We start from the raw sequence: 23146 nt of genomic DNA, 5'->3' as shown, positions 1-23146 counted from the left end.
ACAGATCCTGTTGTAATGGTGTAAGTGCGTAGGTGTCTTTACTGGCTTCTTTGCAAAAGATCCCTGATTCTAAATGGTGGCACGAGTAAAGTCAGGAGAACAGAACGCTCCTGACTGCGCTTTAATTTTTTTAAGTGATATGCAGGAAGCTTTATTTTTTTGCAAGGATTTGAGCAGCAGCTTTCGCAAAATAGGTGATGATAAAGTCAGCGCCTGAGCGTTTAATCGCAAGCAAGCTCTCTAGCATGGCTTGTTCTTCATCGAGCATCCCTTGCGCTGCCGCGGCTTTAATCATGGAATATTCGCCGCTGACTTGGTAGGCACAGAGCGGCACCTCCGGGAATTTTTGTTTTATGCGCAAAATAACATCCAGATAATTCATTGCCGGCTTGACCATCAGTAAATCGGCACCTTCCTGCAAGTCCAATGCGGCTTCGCGGATGGCTTCCAAACCGTTGGCAGGATCCATTTGGTAAGTTTTGCGATCGCCAAACTTAGGTGCGCCTTCCGCTGCTTCACGAAAAGGGCCATATAAAGAGGAACTGTACTTCACTGCATAACTTAAAATAGCCACGTCTTGATAACCGGCAGCGTCTAAAGCTTGTCGAATAGCCAAGACCATGCCATCCACCATGCCGCTAGGAGCTACCCAATCAGCCCCGGCCTGGGCATAGCTCAGTGCTTGTTTGGCTAACAAGCCCAGGGTATGATCATTGTCAATCATTTGATTTTTTAAAGCCCCGCAATGCCCATGCTCGGTGTATTCGCAAAAACATACATCCGCAATGATCAATAAATCTGGATTAATGCTGCGTATTTTACGGATTGCTTTTTGAATAATACCGTCCTCTTGCCAGGAAGCACTGCCTTCTGCATCTTTATGCTGTGGGATGCCGAACAATAACACTGCTGGAATTCCTAGTTTGGAAATGCTTGCGATTTCTTCCGGTAAATCATCCAAAGTAAGTTGAAACAAACCAGGCATTGCACCGATAGGCCGTTTTGCCGTCAAGGTTTCACTGATGAAAAGAGGGGCTATCAATTGCTCGGCATGCAAACGTGTTTCCCGGATGAGGGCGCGTGCTTTCGGTGTACGCCGTAAACGCGTCAAGCGCAATGGCAGATGGTATTGTGTCATGTTAATCCTGGCTGTGGGTATAAAGTAAATCAATGCCGCTGCCTGAATCACTGGCGGTGACTTGCAGGCTGAAAAACTTGTTTAATAAATATTTTAAGGTTAAAACGTTACTGTCTTCCTGGAACAAGCCTATGTTATAGCTTAAATACAAACGATTGGTCAATGATTTGCCAACTACAAATGCTGTTCCATCCGTCATCTGATTCGTTTGCTGGTTGTACTGCGATGTGCTTTCCAGATTAAAATCAAACCCTAAGGCTTGTTTAAGCTGATCCAATAATTGAACCCCCTTAGTCCCTGAATCAAGATCCATGGCAGAAATTGCAGTCAGCAGCAATTGCCCGCCTGATTTACTGGCTTGATTGGCAGGTTTCCCCAGGATAAGCATCGATAAAATATCGGCTTGCGATAAATTGGCAGGGATTGAGAACAGCTTTACTTTGGTCGAACTGATGCGCCCGCTTACTTCAATGCCCACTATCGTTTTGTTTCCCAAGTCCAGTGTTTGCAGGTTTCCCGGATTGAAATCAAATAACTGATTGGAGCCTGAAAAATTTCCCGAAGCATTTTTAAAAGTGCGTATTGCCCGGATACGGATGCCTGGATTAGTGATCATACCACCACTGAACAGCAATTGTCCTTCCTGGATGGTTAAATCTTGTCCATATGCTTTATAGGTGCCATCACGTATGGTTAATTCACCTACCGCAAAAGGAGGTTGTTTCGGGTATTGTTTAATCTGTAAACTCCCGTCCAGGAATCCATGTAGCCCTTTGATGTCCAGTTCCACATGATCACCCATCACAATTTTGACATTAGTGGTCAGATTAAGCGGGGCGGCTGCGGGTTCATCTTGCACAAAAACGGCGTCTTCGCTTAAATCAACCGTGCTGCTAAATGAAATAGGTTTTAATGTGGCGGAAGGAACAAGCACGGTACCATCGAGGGCAAATGCATTATTTTTAAAAGTTAACGTTAAATTTGGAGAAATATTAAGCGTGGTTTCGGCTGTATCCATCAAAGGAAATTGCTCGCCGGTTAATTTTATCATCCCGGACAATCCCGGGGTAAATTGCCCGTTTCCGTCAATGGTCAAATTTTTGCCTTTTGCATGGGCAATTCCTTTTGCAGTCCAATGTTGATTCTGGCTGATGAGGCGGATTTCGATGGGGTTTAATGTCAGATTTAATTTCGGGATAAACACGTATCCCTTGTTTAATAACAATTCACCCTCTACTACGGGTTTCTGTACTTTGCCTTTGACGAGCAAATTCATTGTCAATTCGCCTTCGGGCTTCTCAAATAATGGACTTAATCCTTTGAGAAATTGTAATGAATTGATTCTCAGGTTTAATTTTCCATCCACAGATTGCCGGGCTAAATTGAATTGCGTTAGATGAAACTTGGGGAAGTTAAAATTCAAATTCAGTTTTTTATTCGGATCAATGATTAACATTCCAGCTATCTTAAGCTTGTCCGGTTGCAGGTTAAAATTTATATTTCCCCCTTGAAATAAAATGGGAGGCAAGTCTGGATCTTGCGCAGACTGATATTTTCCGGCCCCTATCGCGAGGTTTAATTTCCCATGTTGCTCGTCTCGTAGAATTAATTTTCCCGTCAGCGTAGTTTCCAATCCTGCCAGCGCTTCTGTTAAAAGCTTAGGCTGCGGGAGTGTAAAAGCTGCTTCAAGTTGTAGCGGGGGTTGGCCTTTGAAAGTAATGGTATTAGGCCCTAGAGCAATCCTTCCTTTCACCTTTTCTTCTGCATAAGACACATTGGCTTGTAAAAGCGTATTTAAATAACGTCCCGACAAATTGGAATACGCTGATAAGGTTTTTACAGAGTCGCCGGAAAATTTTGTCGTAAATTGCAATTCATCTATGGGTATTCCCAGGGGAATGAGATTAAAGGATTTTGAAGTTAGCTGGCCTTGTAATTTAGGTTGGGATTTTTCATCATATGCAAGGGTATTAGTAATATTTCCTTGCGCGGTACGAATAACGCTGCGTGCATGCACTTTTTTATCTTTAACCCAGGCTTGCATTGTCCATTGCGCCGCCACAGGTGTAAGCAAATCCACTTCACTTTGTATATTAAGATTGGGGAGAGTGCCGGTAACGGTTATACTGCCTTTCTTGGTCTCCACATTCTGCTTATCGTGAATAGGCCATTTTAAGTGGTTCCAGGAAATTTTCACGTGCACATCACGCCCTTTTTTTAGTAAACCTGCAACATTGCCTTGCACAGGGCCGCTCAATTGTCCTTGCAGATGATACAAATTTAAATCACCGTTTAGGTTGAAATGTGCCTGTAATTGTTCTTTTTGTAAATCCAGCGGCATGACGTGTAAGGATGCAGTTAAAACGTAAGGGGCTTGTACACCGCCTGTTGCTTGCAAGGAAAAAGCATAATCGCCATAAGCGGCACTTAGCTCGGGAAAATCCCAAATCTTATTGTTTAGGACAGCTTTGGCATGGAATTTTTGCACTTGATGCGTGATTCCCAGTTGCCTGAATTCTATTTTTTTTATGGTAAGCTTATGGATGGTTAAATCCACAGGGAGTGTGGGGAAGGAGAAGTCTTGGGAAGCCGTTTGTTCAATTGCTTTGGGCGTGTCTTTAATATCAATTAATACTTCGCGTGCATATAAACGGGAAATAGAAAAATTTCTATGCAGAAGGCTGGTCAATTTCCAGTTTATTCTGCCGTGAACGAGGCGGACGGTCAGCGTGTCATCTGCATAAGTGAGTTCTGAGAAAGATAATTCATCAATTAAACGGCCTTGAGGGTGATGGATTTCCAGTGTCCCAGGAAGGGTAAGGTTTGCTAATTGGAGTGCTACGTATAAACCTGGCGTAGTCGTTAGTAAGAATAAAACCAAACTCGCCAAGAGAATGAAAACAAGGAAAATAATGTACGCTGCTGATTTTAAATAACCCATTAAAGATCAGGTCCCATGTTGATTACCAATTTCGGATTTCGGCCTTCCGTATTATTAAACCTGTTATTTAACGCTTGTGCTATTCCTACTTTGATAGGTCCAACGGGTGAAACCCACATTAATGCAATACCGGCATCGTATTTGAATTCCTTAGGCGCAGGTTGATAAACATCGCCAGCGTCTACAAAACCGACTAAATACCATTTTGAAAACGTTTCTTTTTGGATTTCCAGCCCGGCATAACTTAAAATTTTTCCGGGACCCAAGGAATTATAGCCATATCCTTTAAGATTCTCCGCACCTCCTAAAAGTAGAGCCAAGGATAGAGGTAAGTTATTGATATTATCGATGCCGGTGAATCCCTGTATGCCATGAAAAAACAAACGCGTGCGTAAAGGTGCAAAGGTGAACGCAGCTTTTGCATCGAGCGACGCTTGTGCCAGATTTATATCTGAAAGTACGGCTTTACTGGCGGCCAAACCACTGAGAGTAACATTGTAACCATTGGGAGAAAATAATTGATCGCTGACTTTCCGCCATGTAAAAGTAGCTTTCGGGAACACAACCGTTTCCGTATTTTTAGGTTCGCCGCTATAGTTATAGCGCTCGTCCAGGGCATTGATAGACAATGTGCGCTGATGATTCGCCTTGGCATGTTGTTGGGCGGCAGATAAGAGCACGGAATTTGCATAACCGCTGCTGTAGTTAAGATTAGACAGGCTGCCTGATAAACTGTATTTATCGGTAACCGGATTGGCTCCAGGGATGATGTATTGCGTTAATAAAGCATTTTCTTTAAATGAGCCTTGTACAATGGTATTGAATTTGTGTCCTGCCCGATTGACGGGAGCAATATGTAAACCCGCCCGCCCGCGGGGTCCGGTGTCTGTACCATAACCAAGACCAAATGAATAATTAATGCGGTGCACACGTTCTAAATGAATATCGATTGGTACATGGCGAATATCATCAATATCAGGCTTTACAACCACTGATTTAAAATAGCCGCTTGCAGACAAGTTGCCTTCCAAAGCCATAATTTGCTCAGTAGAAAAGGGTTCCCCATATTTGAAAGGAACATAACGTCTTAATAATTCAGGCGACACATAGGTAGGGGAGAAGGTGAGTTTACCAAAATAATACTGTGCACCCGTGTTAAAAATTAAGGTGATGTCGGCTTTATAGCGTTTTTTGTCAATAAGAATTTGGGATTTATCAAAAGCGGCATGCAGATAGCCTTGATGTTCAGCAGCGCTTAATAAATTATTCTTGGCTTCTTCATATAAAGGATTGTTTAGAGGTTGTCCTGCCTTAATGGAAAGTTTGTCTACTGCCTCCTTGATTCTGAGGTTATTTGCGCCTTCACCAACAACCCGTACCGTGAGAGAACTAATACGCATTTGCGGGCCGGGTATTATATTAATATTTATTTTTTTGTCATTGTTGTAAGCAAGGATAATTTTGGGTTCGAAAAAACCATAAGGATACATCGCTTTGGCAATTTGTTCTTTTAAAACGTCTGGAGGAACTCGGGTAATGGCATCATCTTTATAAAGTTCAAGCAGCCGGTATTGCACATTGGCTAATGCTTCGCCGCGGATGCCATTAACTTTGAAGTAGGTAGGGTTAATGGTTTCCAGGGCTCCTATTAATGGCAGGCAACAGAGCACCAGGAAAAAATAGCGAAACAGCTTACAGAAATTTATTTTTATAAATTTATTTCTCAATTCTCTTACTCTAGCCGCACTCAATGCGGTGTATTTTTGAATCAGCAAGGTAACCAAGCTGTGTGCTGTTACCCGGCCAAGTATATTACCATAAACCAAAGTCAGCGTTTTTAAAAATTTTTTGCATCCAGTTTCTATTGCTACAGTGCATTTCCTGTTCTAAATCAACTCAGCAGAAAGGTGAATGAAAATTTGTATTCACCTAAATCAGCAAATACAATCTAGATATTAACAGCCAGACAAGGATTGCCATGCTGCGAAATGTTTGGAATTATGTAAAAAAAATTACCCTCGCAATTATCCATTACAGTATTGATTTTGGCGGTCATTTGTTAACCCATACTGCAGCCGTACCGGATACGGTAAAAAAGGTTAAGGATTCGGAAAATCTGCGCTTTCTATTGGCCAATTCTTTCTTTATCAATGTCATTCAGTTTGCTGCGCCATTTGTAATCTATCGGGGCGCGAAAAAATTATTACAAGAACAACTTAAAAACCAGTTTGGCGATTATGAAGACTATGTCTTGTTTCAAGTGGCAGAGACTTCTTTGGATACAGCGGTTTATATGGTGCTCTATACGCGTCTTAAGTTAAGAAATGTAGTTTATAATACGGCGGCCACGATTGGTTCTACTCCATTTATTAATGAGGAATTTAATACGCAAGAATTGGGTTCTGCCAACCATAATAAAATTACACTTTGCCAGGATTGTAAAATTACTGGGGACAGATTAAATAAAGAAGTCAGCTTACAAGTACATTTTCTCTGGGGTTCGCTAGCCATGCTTGCTTCGCAAAACATGGTTAAGTTTATTCCTTACGTGGGTTATCCCGCAGGGTTACTATTAAATGCTTATTGGCGGGGATTTATCACGTTCCAATACCCTTTAGCAAGAAAAAAAATATGTGCCGAGCATCAAGTGCATCTTTTGCTCGCCGAGAAATCTTTTATTACCAGCTTTGGATTAATGTTTAATGGAATAGAAGCGCTTGCAGGCCATGTCATCAAAAGCATGGCTCAAGGAAATTTAAGCGATGCAGTTATTGATGCGAGCTTAGCCAATTTCTTATATTTAATGAGCATCATGCACGCACACCAAGTTGATTTTAAAATACCGGAAAACTCCACCACAATTCCCAAGCTTACTCTCGACCCTATTACCATGAGTTGGTGGCTATCCTTGGCCAGTACTAATTTGCTTGGCAAAAGCGCAAATCATTTTTTAAAGCAAATTGAACGTAATGACAATGACTACGTCCTCAAACTAAAACAATTCAAAGAAAGAATCGCAAAGCATCCCGTCATTTACATGGGCGCTGATGTGATAAAAACCATCTTCATCCCTGCTGAATTAAAATCGTTGCGCAAGTTAATGAAGAGCAACGCCCTGCGGCCCTATGCTATTGTGTTGTTAACAGAGCTTGATGCAGGGTTGAATTTTTTAAATGAGATAAATAACAGCATGGTTGTGAGCGTCACCCAGGTGGCGTTAAGAATCCCTTATATTAACCGTTACCTTATTTCTTTTGGGGCGCATTATGCTTATGTGTACGTCGGGATCCCGCCGGAGCTTATCAAGTTACTGGCAAAGGCAGTAACAAATGTTGATGTTAATACCTATCTGCAATCATTTCAAACTGAAATAAAAAAGATCCGTGAGAAGTCCATGGACTTGAATAATAATTGGTTTAATTTCTTTACATTGGGCAGCAGATTACCGAAAAATTGGAATGAAAAGGAAAAAGAATTCACGCGCATTTACGACGCTCGCGCCCTGAAAAATGTGCAGAATGACCACTATTGCAACGAATCTGCACAAAAATCCCAAATTTCGCCATCCAATGACTTCATTGCAAGCGAGATATTAGCTCCAAATGAAACTGGCTTTCCCTATTATGAAAAAGATTATTTTGCTAAGCAAACGATAGAGAAATCAGAGCTGGGTGCAAATTCAATCAAACACTGCAAGCTTGGTTTTTTCACACTTGAGGAAGATGGTGAAAAAGCCGGTAAAGAGCGTGATGCCAGCATGCAAGCGGTAACGAAAAAAGGTTCGAGCTTAAGCAGTAAAATCAAGTTGCATGAAAATTATTTTTGATTTTCTAGCCCTAATGTGTACATTCCTGTCAATTTAAATTCATGGTCCTAGCCATTGTTAAAAACAATATAGGGATTGCAGCGCCTTATGATAGAGTGGCGGTAAGGGTTTTTATTAAAAACCTAAAAGCAGCGACAGATAATGATTAGGAGGAGCTCATGTTTTTTGGCGATTGTAATATTTCTTCACTACGAAAAAACGTTGAAAGTAACCCCGGGAAAAAGGAACAAGTCTTTAAGGAAATGTTGCCATTGCTGCACAAATATACCGAGAGGGAAGTGAGGAAGCTGGAGTTATTGAGCCAGTTATTTCCCGAACACAAGGGTGATTTATATATTGAATTAATGAAAGAGTTTCGCTCTTATGTGACAAATGAGGGACAATTACAAACTGCAATTGACACGTTCCCGCAGCAAAAAAACGATCTCGTGAGCAGTTACAGAATCTTACATGGGCTGCAAGCAACCCCTAAAATGTTTACACCCCCCGTTTTTGAAGCTAAAAAAGAAAGTGGGCATGCTAATTTTAGGATGATACCCAGTTGGTCACCCAGTTAATAAGGCCCCAGCTATACTAATAGCTGGGGGCAGTAAATGGATTGGTGGCATTTAATAACGTGCGCCTAATACTAGGCAACGTCCCTAAAGTTTTTTAGCCAAGATTTCATCTTAAATTGAGCACAAATTTTTCTATTTCACTTCGATCTACCCCCTCTCCCACGATAGGAGCTTTGATAGTATGATGATGCCCTTCGCGGGAGAGGGTTGGGGAGAGGGAATGTCACGGATAACTCGTCAATATACTGATAACAGCTGGCCAAGTACATGAGAGTCAAGTCGCTCATGAAGTTTGGGCGAATGAGTATTGTGAATACTTTCTGGCAGATAAGGCTTACGATATTGATGGTTTTCGAAAAGCGCTAACAGATGATGGGATAAAGGCTGTTATCCCAAGCAAAAAGAATCGTTTGCATCCAACGACTCATGATCGCGATATCTACAAGGAAAGAAATATTGTTGAGCGCTTTTTTCAGAAAATTAAGCGTTTTAGAAGAATTGCTACAAGATATGATAAAACAGCCAGGATGTACCTCACTGGCGTGATGTTTGTGAGCATACTATTGGCATTAAAGTAACGCAGACATAATCACTTCGAGGACAAAAGACGTTTGCTGAAAAACGTCATGATTCCAAAAGCGCAAGACCTTAAACCCATTGCTCATTAGCCAATCCGTGCGCTGGGTATCGTAAATTTTATTGTCCATGTGTTGACCACCATCAAGCTCGATAACTAGTCGCTTTTCAAGGCAGATAAAGTCAACGATATACGCACCTATTGGCACTTGTCTCTTGAATTTAAATCCGAGTCTGCCTGCTCGAAGATGATACCAAAGATATCTTTCAGCATCGGTGCTGTTTTTTCGTAAACTACGGGCTCGTTGTCTTAGCGCAGATTTGTCCATTTCCCTCTCCCCAACCCTCTCCCGCGAAGGGCATCATCATACTATCAAAGCTCCTATCGCGGGAGAGGGGGTAGATCGAAGTGAAATAGAAAAATTTGTGCTCAATTTAAGATGAAATCTTGTCTAAAAAACTTTAGGGACGTTGCCTAATTAAGATAATTAGATTGTCGTTTCCAAAAGCTCCATTGCTTTTAATTGATAGATTAATTCCAGCGCGGCCCGGGGTGTTAAACTGTCCGCATTCACCTTTGCCAACTCATGCAAAATCGGAGATTGTACGGGTAGGGTAGCTGGGGCTTCACGGTAAGATTCTTGGGCTGTATGCAAATATTGATTTGCCAGAACCAATACATCTTTCGGTATGCCCGCTAATGCCGCCACTTCAAGTCCATAACTGCGATTTGCCGGGCCTTCGTTCATTTTATACAAAAACACGATTTTATCTTGGCTTAAAGCCGCTTGCACGTGCACGTTTTGAATACAAGAAAATTCTTCAGGCAATTTGGTCAATTCAAAATAATGTGTGGAAAATAATGTATATGCACAAACTTTTTGCGCTAAATGAGCACAACAAGCATAGGCTAATGCCATGCCGTCAAATGTGCTGGTACCGCGGCCAATTTCATCAATCAACACTAAACTTTGCGCCGTAGCTTGTTTTAAAATGTGCGCAGTTTCAGTCATTTCCACCATAAACGTCGAGCGTCCTGAAGCTAGGTCGTCATTTGCACCAATGCGGGTAAAAATTTGATCAATAGGTCCAAGGCGTACGGAATCTGCTGGCACAAAGCTGCCGGTGTGTGCCAATAAAATAATTAATGCATTTTGCCGCATATAGGTGGATTTGCCGCCCATATTGGGACCTGTGATAAGCAAGATATTTTGCTGGGGTTTAAGATGCAAATCATTGGCTATAAACCGCTCTTGCAATATTTGTTCAAGCACCGGATGCCTGCCGCCTTTTATCTCGATAAGGTTATGCTCAACGAGTTGCGGGCAAGCCCAGTTTAAAGTCTGCGCACGTTCAGCCAGGCAATTGAGTACATCAAGTTCAGCCAGTGCCTGGGCAAGCTGCGTCAGTTCCAGCAGGGATTGTTGCATTTCTTCCAATAAATTGTCGTAAAGCCATTTTTCTCGAGCCAAGGCCTTAACTTGTGCAGTTAAAACTTTTTCCTCAAAAACTTTTAACTCAGGTGTGATGTAGCGCTCTACGTTTTTAAGAGTCTGTTTGCGTTGAAAATGCGCGGGAACTTTTTCAGCCTGGGCGCGTGATAATTCAATGTAATAACCTTGGACGCGGTTGTAGCCAAACTTCAACGAAGATAAACCAGATTTTTGTTTTTCCGCCATTTCCATTTCGATGAGTTTATCCGTAGCCCGTTCGCTTAATAAGCGCAATTCGTCTAACTCTTCATCAAAGCCTGCGGCAATGACACCACCGTCGCGAATCAAGACAGGCGGATTTTCGATAATAGCAGACTGTAACAAATCCAATAATGCAGGCAGCGGGTGTAAGCGGGCGATCAACTCGACAAGCAATTCACTTGTAGAGCTGCAAAGTAGATTGCGCAGGTTTGGTATGATGCCTAAGGTATTTTTCAACGCTTCCAAATCACGCGGTCTTGCAGATTTTAAGGCTATCCGCGCTGCAATGCGCTGCACATCACAAATTTGTCTGAGCAATGAATGCAATTGGTTATTTTGTTGGCCTTGCATGAGTTCTTGCACAGCGCTTTGTCTTTTTTGAATGGCTTGATGGTTACGCAGGGGTCGATTCAACCAACTTTTCAACAAGCGACTGCCCATGGCGCCAGCTGTGTTGTCGATAACTGCCAGTAAACTGTTATCGCGTTTACTATTTTGGTTTTCAAATAATTCCAGATGGCGCTGCGTTGCCGCATCCAATTGTAAATAATCCTGACTTTTTTCATAAGTAATTGTGGTTAAATGGGGTAGTGCTTGTCGTTGTGTGAGGTGGAGGTAAGTTAACAAACAACCGGCAGCTGCAAGAGCGGCTTTGTATTGTTCTTCAGCAGCCGGGGAAATAAACGAGCTGCCAAATTGAGCTTGTAATTTTTCTTTTGCATGTTTCTCATCGAAATCCCAGGCAGGTCTTATTTTAAGGGTCGAATGTACGGATATGGATTCCAGCAAGGATTGATTTTGCAATAAAATTTCAGCAGGTTGCAGGCGGTTAATTTCAGCCTGAAGTTCATTGATATCATTAAGCTGCAATATATGAAAACGGGCTGCACTTAAATCCACCCAGGCAAGACCTATATGTTTTTGCTGATGAATGGCCAGAAGAAAATTATTGTGTTTTGCTTCCAATAAAGCTTCGTCGGTGACTGTTCCCGGCGTAATGATTCTTGTGACTTCCCTAGCCACTGGCCCCTTACTGAGTGCCGGGTCGCCGATTTGCTCACAAATGGCAACCGATTCTCCTTTTTTAATAAGGCGTGCCAAATAATTTTCTGCAGCATGGTAGGGAACGCCTGCCATAGGGATAGGTTTGCCTGCTGATTGCCCACGGTGGGTTAAAGTTAAATCCAGAAGCTTGGCCGCGCGTTTGGCATCATCAAAAAATAATTCATAGAAATCCCCCATGCGGTAGAACAATAACATGTCTGGGTAAGCTGCTTTAATCTGCAAGTATTGTTGCATCATAGGGGTATGAGGAGCACTGGACATTGAATTTACACCAGAGTAAAAGTGCCTGGATCTTAACAAAAGGCTTCCAGCAAGTCAGTAATGTTAAAATGGGATTAAAATGCATAAATTCGAGCTAAATTTATTTTAAAAAAATAACAAAGTAGAAGTTTTAGGGAATCTTTAATAGAATTAACCGCCTTAACTTCTTCACAATATGTAAATTTTTGCTAGACTTGTGAAGGGAAGCTCACTAAATAAAAAAATTAACAAATGGGAGATAAGTATGAAAAAGTTGGTGATGATATTAACCGCTGGTTTAATGGCTTTATTGTTGACTGCATGTGAAGACAGACCAAAACAGCCTGAAGTTAAAACCGAAACAACCACTACAAAACCAGCTCAAACCAATGATCAAGGTGCTGGCGCTACGACCACCCAAACCACTGAAACAACAACCACTGACAATCAAACCCAAGAATAATTGCGGTTTATGCAAAAAGACCCCGTTTTGACGGGGTTTTTATTTTGTAATTTTCATCAAGGCAGGGAGGGGCAATGCAAGCTTTAACCGCTATCGGTTGGGTTAAACTCGGTTATGCTGTGCTTTTACTCATTTTGGGATTTTTTCTTGCTAAGCGCTTGAGCGCCATGGTGACTCGTGCCTTTAGCAAGCATTTTTCTGTCCATCAAACCGTCTTGGCACGCCGTTTGGTATTTTATGGGTTATTACTCATATTTGTTATTTCAGCGTTACAGCAATTAGGCGTGCAAATGTCTGTTTTGCTTGGCGCCGCCGGTGTTTTTACTGTAGCACTCAGTTTTGCATCCCAAACTGCAGCATCCAATTTAATCAGTGGCATTTTTTTATTGTTTGAACGTCCTTTTAAAATTGGCGATACCATTCAGGTAAAAGACATGGTTGGCGCAGTCGATTCCATTGATTTTTTATCAACAAAAATAAAAACTGCTGACAATGTAAGAATTCGTATACCCAATGAAACGTTGATGAAATCGGAAATCATCAACATGAGTTACTTCAAGACACGAAAAACTGAAATTCTGCTACGTATAAGGCAGCACAATAATTTGGAACGGGCAAAAGGAATTCTTTTGCAATTGGTGCACGCAAATAAGAGCGTTTTAAAAACTCCTGCCCCGCAAGTAGTGGTGAGCAATTTTAACGATGCGGCTTTGGAATTAAAATTATCCCTGTGGACGCATACCAAGGATACTGCAGCCGTTAAGGCTGAATTATACGAATTGATTACACAGCGCTTTGACAAAGAAGACATTGCGTTTCAGCAAGCCCCCTTGCTATTGAGGTAAAAACATGGATCCTGTTTCCCAAGCGGCTCTGGGAGCCGCCTGTTCGCAAGTTTTTTTATTCAGGCAAGATAAAAAAAATGCCTGGCTGATTGGGGCACTGGCAGGCATGGCGGCCGATTTGGATATCTTGATTCGCTCTTCTTCAGATCCCATGTTGATTTTTATCTACCATCGTCATTTCACCCACTCCTTGGCTTTTATTCCCATAGGAGGGTTATTGGTGGCTTTGGCATTGTTGCCTTTTAAACGATTTCGTACGCGCTGGTTGCTGACTCTTTCAGCAGCGCTGATAGGTTATGCAACTCATGGGATTTTAGATGCAATGACCAGTTATGGGACCGTTTTATTTTGGCCTTTTTCAAATTGCCGAATTGCCTGGGATTTGCTTCCCATCATTGACCCGTTTGTAACCGTGCCGCTGGTTTGCGGAGTGCTTTGGACGCAATTGTTTGCTGACCTAAAAGGAGTATTGTTAGCCTTGGGTTTCATGGGGTTACTCCTCATGTTTAATGGATGGCAACATCACCGGGCTATAACTGCAGTGGAAGCTTATGGCAGGCAACAACATTGGCATCTAACTCGCATACGTGCATTTCCTGAGATAGCCAGTTCAACCCATTGGTATGCAGCGGCGCACCATAATCAGCAAATATTTCTTGCGGCGGTGCATACTTCGCCTTTTTCGAGCAGTAAAGTTTATGCGTTAGGTTTGTTCCCTGCTTTCGCTGCGAAGGACATGCCTGTTTATTTGTCTGAAACAGGGAAATTATCACGTGACTTAAGAGTATTTAACTGGTTTACTGATGGATATTTAATTGTAGCGTGCCGGCAACCGTTCACCGTCGCGGATGCGCGGTATATAACTGGAAATCCGGTATATTCTTTATGGGGCATTCAACTTCGTCCTAATCGAACCCATGCAGAAATGCGCCATTCAATCCCACTAAAGGGGTGCTAGGTCATGACGATTGCTATTCTTGCTACTGGTGATGAATTGATTCATGGTGATATTTTAAACACCAACACGCATGCGCTTGCCCATGCGTTATGCTCTGAAGGATTGTCTCTGGGGACGCATGTAATGTGCGGGGATCGTGAACAGGAAATTTTAGCCAGTCTCCAATTTCTAGGGCTTCATCACGATATCATTATTTTAACCGGTGGGCTTGGACCCACTTCTGATGATAGAACTCGCTATGCTTTAGCATCTTATGTGAATTCAGAGTTAAAGGAATTTCCCGAAGCTTTGGCGCATATAAAAACCTTACTTAAACGCATAAATTTGCCGATGAATGCAGGCCACCAGCAGCAAGCGCTTTTCCCCCGTGAGGCGGTATTATTAGCCAATCCTTATGGCAGCGCGATGGGGTGCTATTACCCGCAAGAAAATAAAATGTTTTTCTTGCTCCCAGGTCCGCCGCGTGAGTGCTTACCCATGTTCCATCAATACGTATTGCCTGTTTTACAAACGACGAAGCATAGTCATAAAAAAGTATTAAAATGGCGCTTGTTTGGGGTGGCAGAGGGAGAGATTGCGCCCATTCTGGACGAAGCCTTAGCCGATTTGGCTTGCGAAACAGGGTACCGTTGGGAGGCACCTTATGTTGAGTTTAAGGTACGCTGCCGGGAAGAAATCATGGCAAAAGTAAAAGACACCATCGAGCCTCTGATCACGGCGCATATCATTTCCCCGCCTGAATTTAAAGCGTCTGAATTATTGGCAGAAGCATTGGCAGCATTACCGGCGCCCATTGCCATCATTGATGAGGCGACTGGGGGCAAATTGCAAAATTTAATCCATAGTCCCAAAACTTACCAGCAAGTTCAGTTTCATAAAAGTAAAACGGCACGCCTGCAATTCCACATCAGCGGATTGGCTGAATACTGGCTGCAGCAACCGGGTGCAACGACGGAGTTGACCATTAAGTACAATACGGATAAAGAACAGGGCAGCGAAACGCACAAAATTCCGTATTTCAGTCCGCTGGTTCTTCTCTATGCGGCGGAATGGTTAAGTTTCCGCTTGCTGCATCTCATCAATCAATTGCATCAACGCTTGAGATAATTCTTCCGTACCTTCTTTGCGAATGGCAGAGACAGCAAATACTTTCCCTTGCCATTTAAGGTCGGCAATAATGTTTTCGATGGCTTTTTTGCGCAGATGTTCATCCGGAATCATGTCAATTTTGTTAAGAACAAGCCAGCGGGGTTTACCAAGAAGGTCGGGATCATAGGCAGCCAATTCCTCCAGGACAATTTGTGCAGCTTCTACTGGGTCGCTTTCATCCAACGGGAAAATATCAATCACATGCAATAAAACACAAGTTCGTGACAGATGACGTAAGAATTGATGTCCTAAACCTGCGCCTTCGGCTGCCCCTTCAATTAAACCTGGAATATCGGCCATCACAAAGCTTTTATGCGGCCCCACCCGTACTACACCTAATTCGGGGTGTAGCGTAGTGAAAGGATAATCGGCAACTTTAGGTTTGGCACTGGAAACTGCACGTATTAATGTCGATTTGCCGGCATTGGGCAAGCCTAGCAAACCAACATCCGCAAGCACGCGTAATTCCAGGCGGAGCTGCCGGACCTCGCCGGGAGAGCCTGGCGTCGTTTGACGGGGAGCGCGGTTAATACTGCTTTTAAAGCGCGTATTTCCCAATCCATGAAAACCGCCTTGCGCGACCAGTAAACGCTCACCATGATGACGAATATCGCCGATTAATTCTTCCGTATCGGCATCAAATATCATGGTACCCACAGGGACTTGGATGATTAAATCTTCACCTTTTTTACCCGTACAATTACTGCCCATGCCACCTTGCCCGGATTGGGCCTTATAAATTCTCTGGTAACGAAAATCAACCAGCGTATTCAAGTCATGGTTGGCTTGCAGATATACGCTGCCACCATCGCCGCCATCACCACCATCAGGGCCACCGCGAGGAACATATTTCTCGCGTCTGAAACTCAAGCAGCCATTTCCGCCACGGCCAGCTTCAACTCTAATGACGGCTTCATCAACGAATCGCATGATTATCTACTTATGGGATAAATATTATAGTGAGATATTATAGAACACTGGCTGCCTGACGACTAACCAGCGTTCTCAAACCTGAAGAATGACGCACTGCGTCGGTGAAGGTTTAACCTTGCTGTTCTGCTGCCACAGGATCAATCATTACAAACTTACGATTTTTTGTGCCTTTGGTCTTAAATTGCACATACCCGCTTACCAAGGCAAACAAGGTATGATCACGACCCAGGCCAACACCTTCTCCTGCGTGAAAACGCGTGCCGCGTTGACGCACAAGAATTTCACCTGCATTGACAAGTTGACCGCCGTAACGCTTCACGCCCAAATACTTAGGATTCGAGTCGCGACCGTTACGTGTACTACCGCCTGCTTTTTTATGTGCCATTTCAATATCCTCTTATTTACTGATCGCAGTAATTTTCACTTGGGTATAATGTTGTCGGTGTCCCATTTGTTTCATGTGATGTTTACGACGACGGAATTTGATGATTTTTATTTTCTTGTGGCGGGCATGTTCCATGACTTCTGCACTTACTACTGCATTAGCGACGAAAGGTTTGCCGCAAGTGGTCGCATCACCATCGCATAACATCAATACTTCAGAAAAATCGACTTTGTCGCCGACTTCAGCGGTCAATTTTTCAATCTTGAGAACATCGCCTTCTTTAACGCGATATTGTTTGCCGCCTGTTTTGATTACCGCATACATATTAATTCTCCACCATGCCTAACCGGCTGTCACTGGTTCAATAAAGTGCCACATTCTATAAAATATCAGTTATGACTTCAAGTTGATTTTAAACTATTGTATACTTCGCGTCCGTATCCCCTAGTAACTTGGTCGCAAGGTTAAGCATGGGGTGTTTTTAATTTGGAGAATTATACAAATGTCTACTATGATTTTAGAAGCTGAAACAAGAGCAGACAAGGGGAAAGGTGCGAGCCGCCGCCTGCGTCGTCTTGAAAATAAAGTACCTGCTGTTTTATATGGTGGCGATAAAGAACCTGAAGCCATTCATTTGTTGCATAATAAGGTAGTGAAAGCGCTGGAAACTGAAAGTATTTATTCAAGCGTTTTCGATTTGAAATTGGATGGCAAGGTACAACGCGTTATTTTAAAAGATTTGCAACGCCACCCTTATAAGCCAATTGTCATGCACATGGATTTACAACGCGTGAGTGATAAAGACATATTGATAAAAATGATTCCTTTACACTTTATCAATGAGCAAGACGCAAAAGGCGTAAAAGCAGGTGGCATGATTAACCACAGCATGATGCAGGTTGAAGTTAAGTGCCAGGCAAAAGACTTGCCAGAATTTATTGAAGTAGATGTTAAAAACCTGGGCTTGAATGATGTATTGCATCTGTCTGATTTGAAATTGCCAAAAGGTGTCGAACTGGCTCATGAAATTGATGCAGAACATGATCACCCAGTCGTGAGCATTCATGCGCAGAAAGCAGGTGCTACTGAAGAAACTGCTGGGGAAAGCGTTAGCGAAACACCAGATTCCGGTGCTGCTGCCTCTGCAGAAAACGAAGAATAAGCATTTTTGTCATGCCTGGCTCTTTGGCCAGGCAATGCTTCTTGTCTCACTTACCGGTCCATTTAACAGTTGTTAAGCCCAAGCTTTTATAAAACCGGGTCTCACAATGTCTATTAAATTAATAATAGGGTTACGCAACCCCGGCGCAACATACGCCCACACCAGACATAATGCGGGCGGTTGGTTCGCGCAATTATTGGCAGAAGCGCATCAGTCGGCATTTAAAACAGAAAAAAAATTACAAAGCGACGTGGTTCATCTCAGTGGCAATCATGGATTTTGTAAAATCGCCCTGCCGCTAACGTATATGAATCACAGCGGCTTATGTGTGCGAGCTTTGTGCCAGTTTTATCGTATTGAGCCTCAAGAAATTTTAGTGGCCCATGATGAGTTGGATTTGCCCCCGGGCAGGCTTAAATTAAAAACTGGCGGCGGGCATGGAGGGCACAATGGCTTACGGGATATTATCAACCAGTTAGGCAGCAGCAATTTTCATCGCCTAAGGATTGGTATTGGCCATCCTGGCCATAAGGATTTGGTTTTAAATTATGTTTTGGGCAAGCCTTCGCAGCATGATCGCCAGTTGATCATGGACGCCATAGAGCGTGCAGTTACGGCTGTGCCCCACGTTTTATCAGGCAACATGGCTATGGCCATGAATTTATTAAATGGGTAGCATTCATTGCCCATCACACTTAATTGAGGTACTCGCATGGGGTTTAAATGTGGAATTGTAGGCTTGCCTAATGTCGGCAAATCAACCTTGTTTAATGCTTTGACCAAAGCAGGAATTGAAGCTGCAAATTACCCTTTCTGCACCATCGAACCGAACGTCGGGGTGGTCACTGTACCTGATCCGCGTTTGCAAGCGCTAAGCGAGATTGTAAAACCGCAGCAGGTTGTACCAGCAGTCATGCAATTTGTAGACATTGCAGGATTGGTGAAAGGGGCTGCCAGTGGTGAAGGCTTGGGGAACCAGTTTCTGGCAAACATTCGTGAAACCGATGCGATTGCCCATGTCGTGCGCTGTTTTGAAGGTAGCGATGTGGTTCATGTCGAGGGCCGAGTAGACCCGATTAATGACATTGAAGTCATTAATACAGAATTGGCGCTGGCCGATATGGATACCGTGGAAAAAGCCCTAAACAAAGCCGGGAAGCAAAGCAAGAGTGGTAATAAAGAAGCACTCTTGGAAAAACAGACTCTGGAAAAGATAAAACAGCATTTGGATGCTGGAAACCCAGTGCGTACGCTTGCGCTTGCAACGGATGAATTGCCGATTTGTCGCAGATTGTTTTTACTGACTGCAAAGCCGGTGCTTTATATTGCCAATGTGGATGACAATGGCTATGAAAATAATCCCCTTTTGGAAAAAGTCCGTACGTTGGCAACCCAGGAAGGGGCTAGCGTCGTTGCTTTATGTGCTGCTACCGAAGCAGAATTGGTGGAACTTGATGATGCAGATCGCCAGGAATTTATGAAAGATTTGGGACTTTCTGAACCGGGATTGCACCGCGTCATTCGTGCCGGTTATGATTTATTAGGCTTACAGACTTATTTTACCGCCGGGGTTAAAGAAGTACGTGCATGGACCGTTAAACGCGGTGCGACAGCTCCGCAAGCTGCCGGCGTGATTCATACGGATTTTGAACGCGGTTTTATCCGTGCTGAAGTGATTGCATACGCTGATTTTATCGCTCATCGTGGTGAGCAAGGCGCAAAAGAAGCCGGGAAATTGCGCTTGGAAGGTAAGGATTATATCGTTTGCGATGGTGATGTCATGCACTTTCGTTTTAATGTTTAATGTTTCTCTGCCTTACGTGCCATAGCTAAAATCACCAGCCCGGTTGCGCGCCGCTGCAACCCGGCACATTGCCGCCGTCCTTACGCTTTGTTACAGTGTAGTTTTTAAGTAACCCTTTCTTTCTATGAGTAAAACCCTTGATGTGCAGGAGCTTAGCGTTGCTTTCCGAACCAGGGAGCGCACGCTCCTTGCAGTAGATCATATAAATTTTTATCTGAATTCCGGTGAAACCGTCGCTTTGCTGGGGGAATCGGGCTGCGGAAAATCACTAACCTCACTTGCTTTAATGCGGCTTTTACCCCCACAGGGTGTGTACGGCAGTACCAGTGCCGTTAAAATGGACAAACTGGATCTTTTAAATTTGCCTGAACAACTCATGCGTTCAGTGCGCGGGCGCAGGATGGCGATGATTTTTCAGGAGCCGATGACTGCCCTTAATCCGGTGATGAGCATCGGGGAGCAATTGGCCGAAGCATTAAAGTCCCAGCAACTTGACAAAAAGCAATTGCAAAAAAAATTACTTGCTTTGCTTGCAGAAGTTGAAATGCCGCAACCTGAATTACGTTTAAAGCAATATCCGCATCAATTGTCAGGCGGGCAAAAACAGCGCATCGTGATTGCAATGGCTTTGGCCAGGAATCCTGAAATTCTCATTGCTGATGAACCCACCACGGCTCTGGATGTCACAATCCAAGCACAAATACTGGCTTTGCTGAAAAAACTGCAACAACAGCACCAAATGAGTTTGTTATTGATCACGCATGATCTGGGCGTGGTACGTGCTATGGCCGATCGCGTATGTGTTATGTACGCAGGGCAAATAGTTGAAGTTGCAGCGGTACCGCAGTTTTTCGCCCAGCCGCTGCATCCTTATGCACAACAATTGCTGGTTTCAGTGCCTTCGCTTGCCAAGCGGGGTCAGCATTTGCAAACTATTGCAGGCCAGGTGCCTTCTTTGGATAATATGCCAGCAGGTTGTCGATTCCATCCGCGCTGCGCGCACCGTTTTGCTCCCTGTGCCACCAATGAGCCCTCTCTGCTCGCCATGGAGAATAACCGCCTGGTGCGTTGCCATTTGTATCCCGAACATAAGTCACCCCCTCCTTTATCCGAGCAATTGAATTTCTGGACGCGGCCTTCTACAGAGCATGAATTGGTGTTAAGCGTACGCAATTTAAGTGTTTACTTTAATTACAAACGCTCTCTTTGGTTTAAACGAAGTTCTGCAAGCATAAAAGCAGTCGATGATTTATCTTTTAATCTTTATAAAGGAAAAACTTTGGCTTTGGTCGGGGAATCAGGCTGCGGCAAAACAACCACAGCCCGCGCGATACTTGGCTTGCAAGCCATTACGTCTGGCGCAATAATTTATCAGGGAAAAAATATTGCAGCATTGAAAGGTCGCCATTTACGATATTTTCGTAAAAAAGTACAAATTATTTTCCAGGATCCATTTTCCTCGATGAACCCGCGGATGACAGTAGGGGAAATACTCGCAGAAGGCATGCGTGCACAAAATTTTCCTACTGCATACATCCGCAAAAGACAACAAGAGCTTCTGGAACAAGTCAATCTGCCACAAAGCAGTTTACACCGCTACCCACATCAATTTTCTGGAGGGCAAAGACAACGCATTTGCATTGCACGTGCTTTGGCTACCGAACCGGAATTACTGATTTGCGATGAGCCTACTAGTGCGCTGGATATTTCTGTGCAGGCACAAATATTAAACTTATTAAAATCCTTACAACAAGAATATGCGCTGACTTATTTATTCATCACTCACAATATGGCTGTCGTATCTTACATTGCGGATGAAGTTTTAGTGATGCAAGCCGGAAAAATGGTAGAACAGGGGCTTAGTGAGGAGATATTCGCTAAGCCTAAGGAAGCCTATACACGACAATTGTTAGCCAGTGTCTTAGAGTGAATTGGCAAGAGTATCCTGCTTTTTTTCCTCTTCATTTTCTTTTTCCACTACAGCTTGTTGAGGAGGTTGTGGAAATAAAGGCTGGTAAGTTCCAGAAACGTCTACTGCGGAAGTGTTGGCAGCATTGTTTTCGACATGGCTTTTGATTTCTGGCAGCAAATTGGCAATATGCTGTATGGGGTTTCTACCCTCTTCTTCCAAGACTTGGCTGCCGAAACCTTGCTTAAGCCGGGAGACGGCATGATTTAAGCCAGTAATGATACTGCCTATAAGAGTTGGGGCAGCAGTAGTTGCAAATCCCACGGCCGCGCCTATGCCAAGACCTGCAAGGGTACCCCAGCCTGGAATGATAGAGCCCAGGATAGCACCAATTAATGCACCGCTTGCCGTGGTTCCTACAGCCATTAATGATGCTCCTGCAATACGTGCAGGGAAAGAAGAGCTTTTAATGATTTGGGCAAATCCTGAAATGACAATCCCGGCAGCGCAACCTATCCCTGCCCCAATCAGGGCGCCTATGCCACTGCCTAATCCTGGAAAAACCAAGGTTCCTAATAAAGCACCAATGCCAGCTCCTGTCGCACTACTACCCAGGGTTGTCAACACGGTGCCGAAGAAATGTGCAACTTCTCCCTTTCCTATAAATAAACGGCTTAATCCGACAGCAGTTATGCCTGCTGCGGCACCAAATCCTGCACCGATTGCGGCACCCAGCGGACCAAGGAAAATGCCGACAATACCGCCTATGGCTGCCCCCATGCTTGCAAATAGCAACGGCATGCTGCCCTCTATGTAAGTTCTTGGTTTTTTAAAAATTGATTGTGAAGGCATCCAGGCGGAAAACATTTCCGGATTAAATAAGAATTTTTCTTCTTCTAGTATAAAAATGGGTTGTGTTTTGTTGGCCAAAGTTATATTTGCCAAGTTTGATTGGGTTATATGCTTTGCATAATCCCCTGCAACAATAGCGAACAAATCGAAGTTACATTCCCCTTGTTCTGTCAGCATATCCTTACGATGTGTTTGCCAAAATTTGATAAAATCGGGAAATTCGGTTGGCAACTTGCTTGTGTTATCAAAAAATGAACGTAAGATTTCACTCTCAACTTCCTTTTGAATGCGAAAATTTATGGCATCGAGAAGAAAGCGTTCCCAATCGCTAAGCTGTTTATCGCGAGGATCGTCTACAGAGTCGCTGCTTAGATCACCACCACCAAAAAAACGCTTGAATCTTTGTATATCGCTGGATTCTATAAAGCCAGCAACATAAGGATATTTAAGATTCCCATCTGCATTAAATTGGGCAAGGAAAACCTGTTGCAGCGAGCTTGGTTTTTTTGTATGCCTTGCCTCAATGGCATCCAATACTTCTGCTTCATGCATGGCAGATGTCAGAAAATTTTTTCTATAAATTTCTTGATAATGGGCAGTTGAAAATTTAGGCATAATATTAATTAAAATTAACATCAATAATATTGAT

General features: G+C 43.3%; 20 protein-coding genes. 11 read left to right on the top strand and 9 right to left on the bottom strand.

Annotated features, from left to right (window positions below):
• Window positions 1-151 precede the first annotated feature (151 nt).
• Genes hemB through NKV53_RS01610 form a run of 3 tightly spaced genes read right to left on the bottom strand, consistent with a single transcriptional unit; the run spans window position 152 to window position 5905 of the window.
• Window positions 152-1138 carry a porphobilinogen synthase gene (gene hemB / locus NKV53_RS01620; protein WP_253350585.1) on the bottom strand — a complete coding sequence of 329 codons (987 nt, stop codon included), beginning with the start codon at window positions 1136-1138 and terminating at the stop codon, window positions 152-154.
• Window position 1139: 1 nt separating this feature from the next.
• On the bottom strand, window positions 1140-4079 hold the full coding sequence (locus tag NKV53_RS01615; protein ID WP_253350583.1) for a translocation/assembly module TamB domain-containing protein: 2940 nt from the start codon (window positions 4077-4079) through the stop codon (window positions 1140-1142).
• The gene (locus NKV53_RS01610; RefSeq protein ID WP_233579829.1) at window positions 4079-5905 is read right to left on the bottom strand and encodes an autotransporter assembly complex family protein; all 1827 of its coding nucleotides are present in this window, start codon (window positions 5903-5905) and stop codon (window positions 4079-4081) included. The genes NKV53_RS01615 and NKV53_RS01610 overlap by 1 nt, the downstream gene beginning before the upstream one ends.
• A gap of 152 nt (window positions 5906-6057) precedes the next feature.
• On the opposite strand from NKV53_RS01610, the gene NKV53_RS01605 reads away from it, so the two are divergent.
• The 3 genes from NKV53_RS01605 to NKV53_RS11975 all read left to right on the top strand — a co-directional run bounded on the left by NKV53_RS01605 (window position 6058) and on the right by NKV53_RS11975 (window position 9040).
• A complete protein-coding gene (locus NKV53_RS01605; RefSeq protein WP_127033407.1) occupies window positions 6058-7905 on the top strand; it encodes a hypothetical protein in 1848 nt (615 codons plus the stop codon).
• Window positions 7906-8063: 158 nt separating this feature from the next.
• Window positions 8064-8462, top strand: a complete 399-nt coding sequence (locus NKV53_RS01600) for a hypothetical protein (protein WP_126953783.1) — start codon at window positions 8064-8066, stop codon at window positions 8460-8462.
• 242 nt (window positions 8463-8704) lie between these two features.
• Entirely contained in the window at window positions 8705-9040 is a 336-nt protein-coding gene (locus NKV53_RS11975; RefSeq protein WP_371923164.1) for a transposase, read from the top strand.
• Here the strand turns inward: NKV53_RS11975 and NKV53_RS01595 are convergent.
• The gene (locus tag NKV53_RS01595) at window positions 9032-9367 is read right to left on the bottom strand and encodes an endonuclease domain-containing protein (protein WP_253350581.1); all 336 of its coding nucleotides are present in this window, start codon (window positions 9365-9367) and stop codon (window positions 9032-9034) included. The genes NKV53_RS11975 and NKV53_RS01595 overlap by 9 nt on opposite strands.
• 159 nt (window positions 9368-9526) lie before the next feature.
• Entirely contained in the window at window positions 9527-12034 is a 2508-nt protein-coding gene (gene mutS, locus NKV53_RS01590; protein WP_126953668.1) for a DNA mismatch repair protein MutS, read from the bottom strand.
• Between the two features lie 268 nt (window positions 12035-12302).
• On the opposite strand from mutS, the gene NKV53_RS01585 reads away from it, so the two are divergent.
• From NKV53_RS01585 to NKV53_RS01570, 4 genes are all read left to right on the top strand, one after another.
• Window positions 12303-12500: a hypothetical protein gene (locus NKV53_RS01585; protein WP_126953576.1), complete on the top strand. Its 198-nt coding sequence runs from the start codon at window positions 12303-12305 to the stop codon at window positions 12498-12500.
• Between the two features lie 74 nt (window positions 12501-12574).
• Window positions 12575-13345, top strand: coding sequence for a mechanosensitive ion channel family protein (locus tag NKV53_RS01580; RefSeq protein ID WP_126953577.1), 771 nt, complete (start codon window positions 12575-12577; stop codon window positions 13343-13345).
• A gap of 4 nt (window positions 13346-13349) precedes the next feature.
• Window positions 13350-14303 carry a metal-dependent hydrolase gene (locus tag NKV53_RS01575; RefSeq protein WP_127032665.1) on the top strand — a complete coding sequence of 318 codons (954 nt, stop codon included), beginning with the start codon at window positions 13350-13352 and terminating at the stop codon, window positions 14301-14303.
• 3 nt (window positions 14304-14306) lie between these two features.
• Window positions 14307-15410, top strand: a complete 1104-nt coding sequence (locus tag NKV53_RS01570; protein WP_126953579.1) for a molybdopterin-binding protein — start codon at window positions 14307-14309, stop codon at window positions 15408-15410.
• On the opposite strand, the gene cgtA is transcribed toward NKV53_RS01570, so the two are convergent.
• The 3 genes from cgtA to rplU form a co-directional block, all read right to left on the bottom strand.
• Window positions 15357-16382, bottom strand: a complete 1026-nt coding sequence (cgtA, locus tag NKV53_RS01565) for an Obg family GTPase CgtA (protein ID WP_126953580.1) — start codon at window positions 16380-16382, stop codon at window positions 15357-15359. The two genes, NKV53_RS01570 and cgtA, sit on opposite strands and share 54 nt — an antisense overlap.
• Before the next feature lie 112 nt (window positions 16383-16494).
• The gene (rpmA, locus tag NKV53_RS01560) at window positions 16495-16770 is read right to left on the bottom strand and encodes a 50S ribosomal protein L27 (RefSeq protein ID WP_126953581.1); all 276 of its coding nucleotides are present in this window, start codon (window positions 16768-16770) and stop codon (window positions 16495-16497) included.
• A 12-nt stretch (window positions 16771-16782) separates the two neighbouring features.
• Window positions 16783-17094: a 50S ribosomal protein L21 gene (gene rplU, locus NKV53_RS01555; protein ID WP_126953582.1), complete on the bottom strand. Its 312-nt coding sequence runs from the start codon at window positions 17092-17094 to the stop codon at window positions 16783-16785.
• Between the two features lie 178 nt (window positions 17095-17272).
• Here rplU and NKV53_RS01550 point away from each other — a divergent pair, with 178 nt between their 5' ends.
• The 4 genes from NKV53_RS01550 to NKV53_RS01535 all read left to right on the top strand — a co-directional run bounded on the left by NKV53_RS01550 (window position 17273) and on the right by NKV53_RS01535 (window position 21666).
• A complete protein-coding gene (locus NKV53_RS01550; RefSeq protein ID WP_126953583.1) occupies window positions 17273-17932 on the top strand; it encodes a 50S ribosomal protein L25/general stress protein Ctc in 660 nt (219 codons plus the stop codon).
• 106 nt (window positions 17933-18038) lie between these two features.
• Window positions 18039-18608, top strand: a complete 570-nt coding sequence (gene pth, locus NKV53_RS01545; RefSeq protein WP_127032667.1) for an aminoacyl-tRNA hydrolase — start codon at window positions 18039-18041, stop codon at window positions 18606-18608.
• Window positions 18609-18644: 36 nt separating this feature from the next.
• Window positions 18645-19736, top strand: coding sequence for a redox-regulated ATPase YchF (gene ychF, locus NKV53_RS01540; protein ID WP_126953585.1), 1092 nt, complete (start codon window positions 18645-18647; stop codon window positions 19734-19736).
• 124 nt (window positions 19737-19860) lie between these two features.
• A complete protein-coding gene (locus NKV53_RS01535; RefSeq protein ID WP_126953586.1) occupies window positions 19861-21666 on the top strand; it encodes an ABC transporter ATP-binding protein in 1806 nt (601 codons plus the stop codon).
• On the opposite strand, the gene NKV53_RS01530 is transcribed toward NKV53_RS01535, so the two are convergent.
• Window positions 21658-23112, bottom strand: coding sequence for a hypothetical protein (locus tag NKV53_RS01530; protein ID WP_127057390.1), 1455 nt, complete (start codon window positions 23110-23112; stop codon window positions 21658-21660). The two genes, NKV53_RS01535 and NKV53_RS01530, sit on opposite strands and share 9 nt — an antisense overlap.
• Window positions 23113-23146: the final 34 nt, after the last annotated feature.

It is taken from the genome of Legionella sp. 27cVA30 (genome assembly GCF_024160945.1).
GTDB lineage: Bacteria > Pseudomonadota > Gammaproteobacteria > Legionellales > Legionellaceae > Legionella_A > Legionella_A septentrionalis.
Note: the sequence above shows the minus strand (reverse complement) of the source record. Positions and strands in the feature narration are given on the sequence as shown.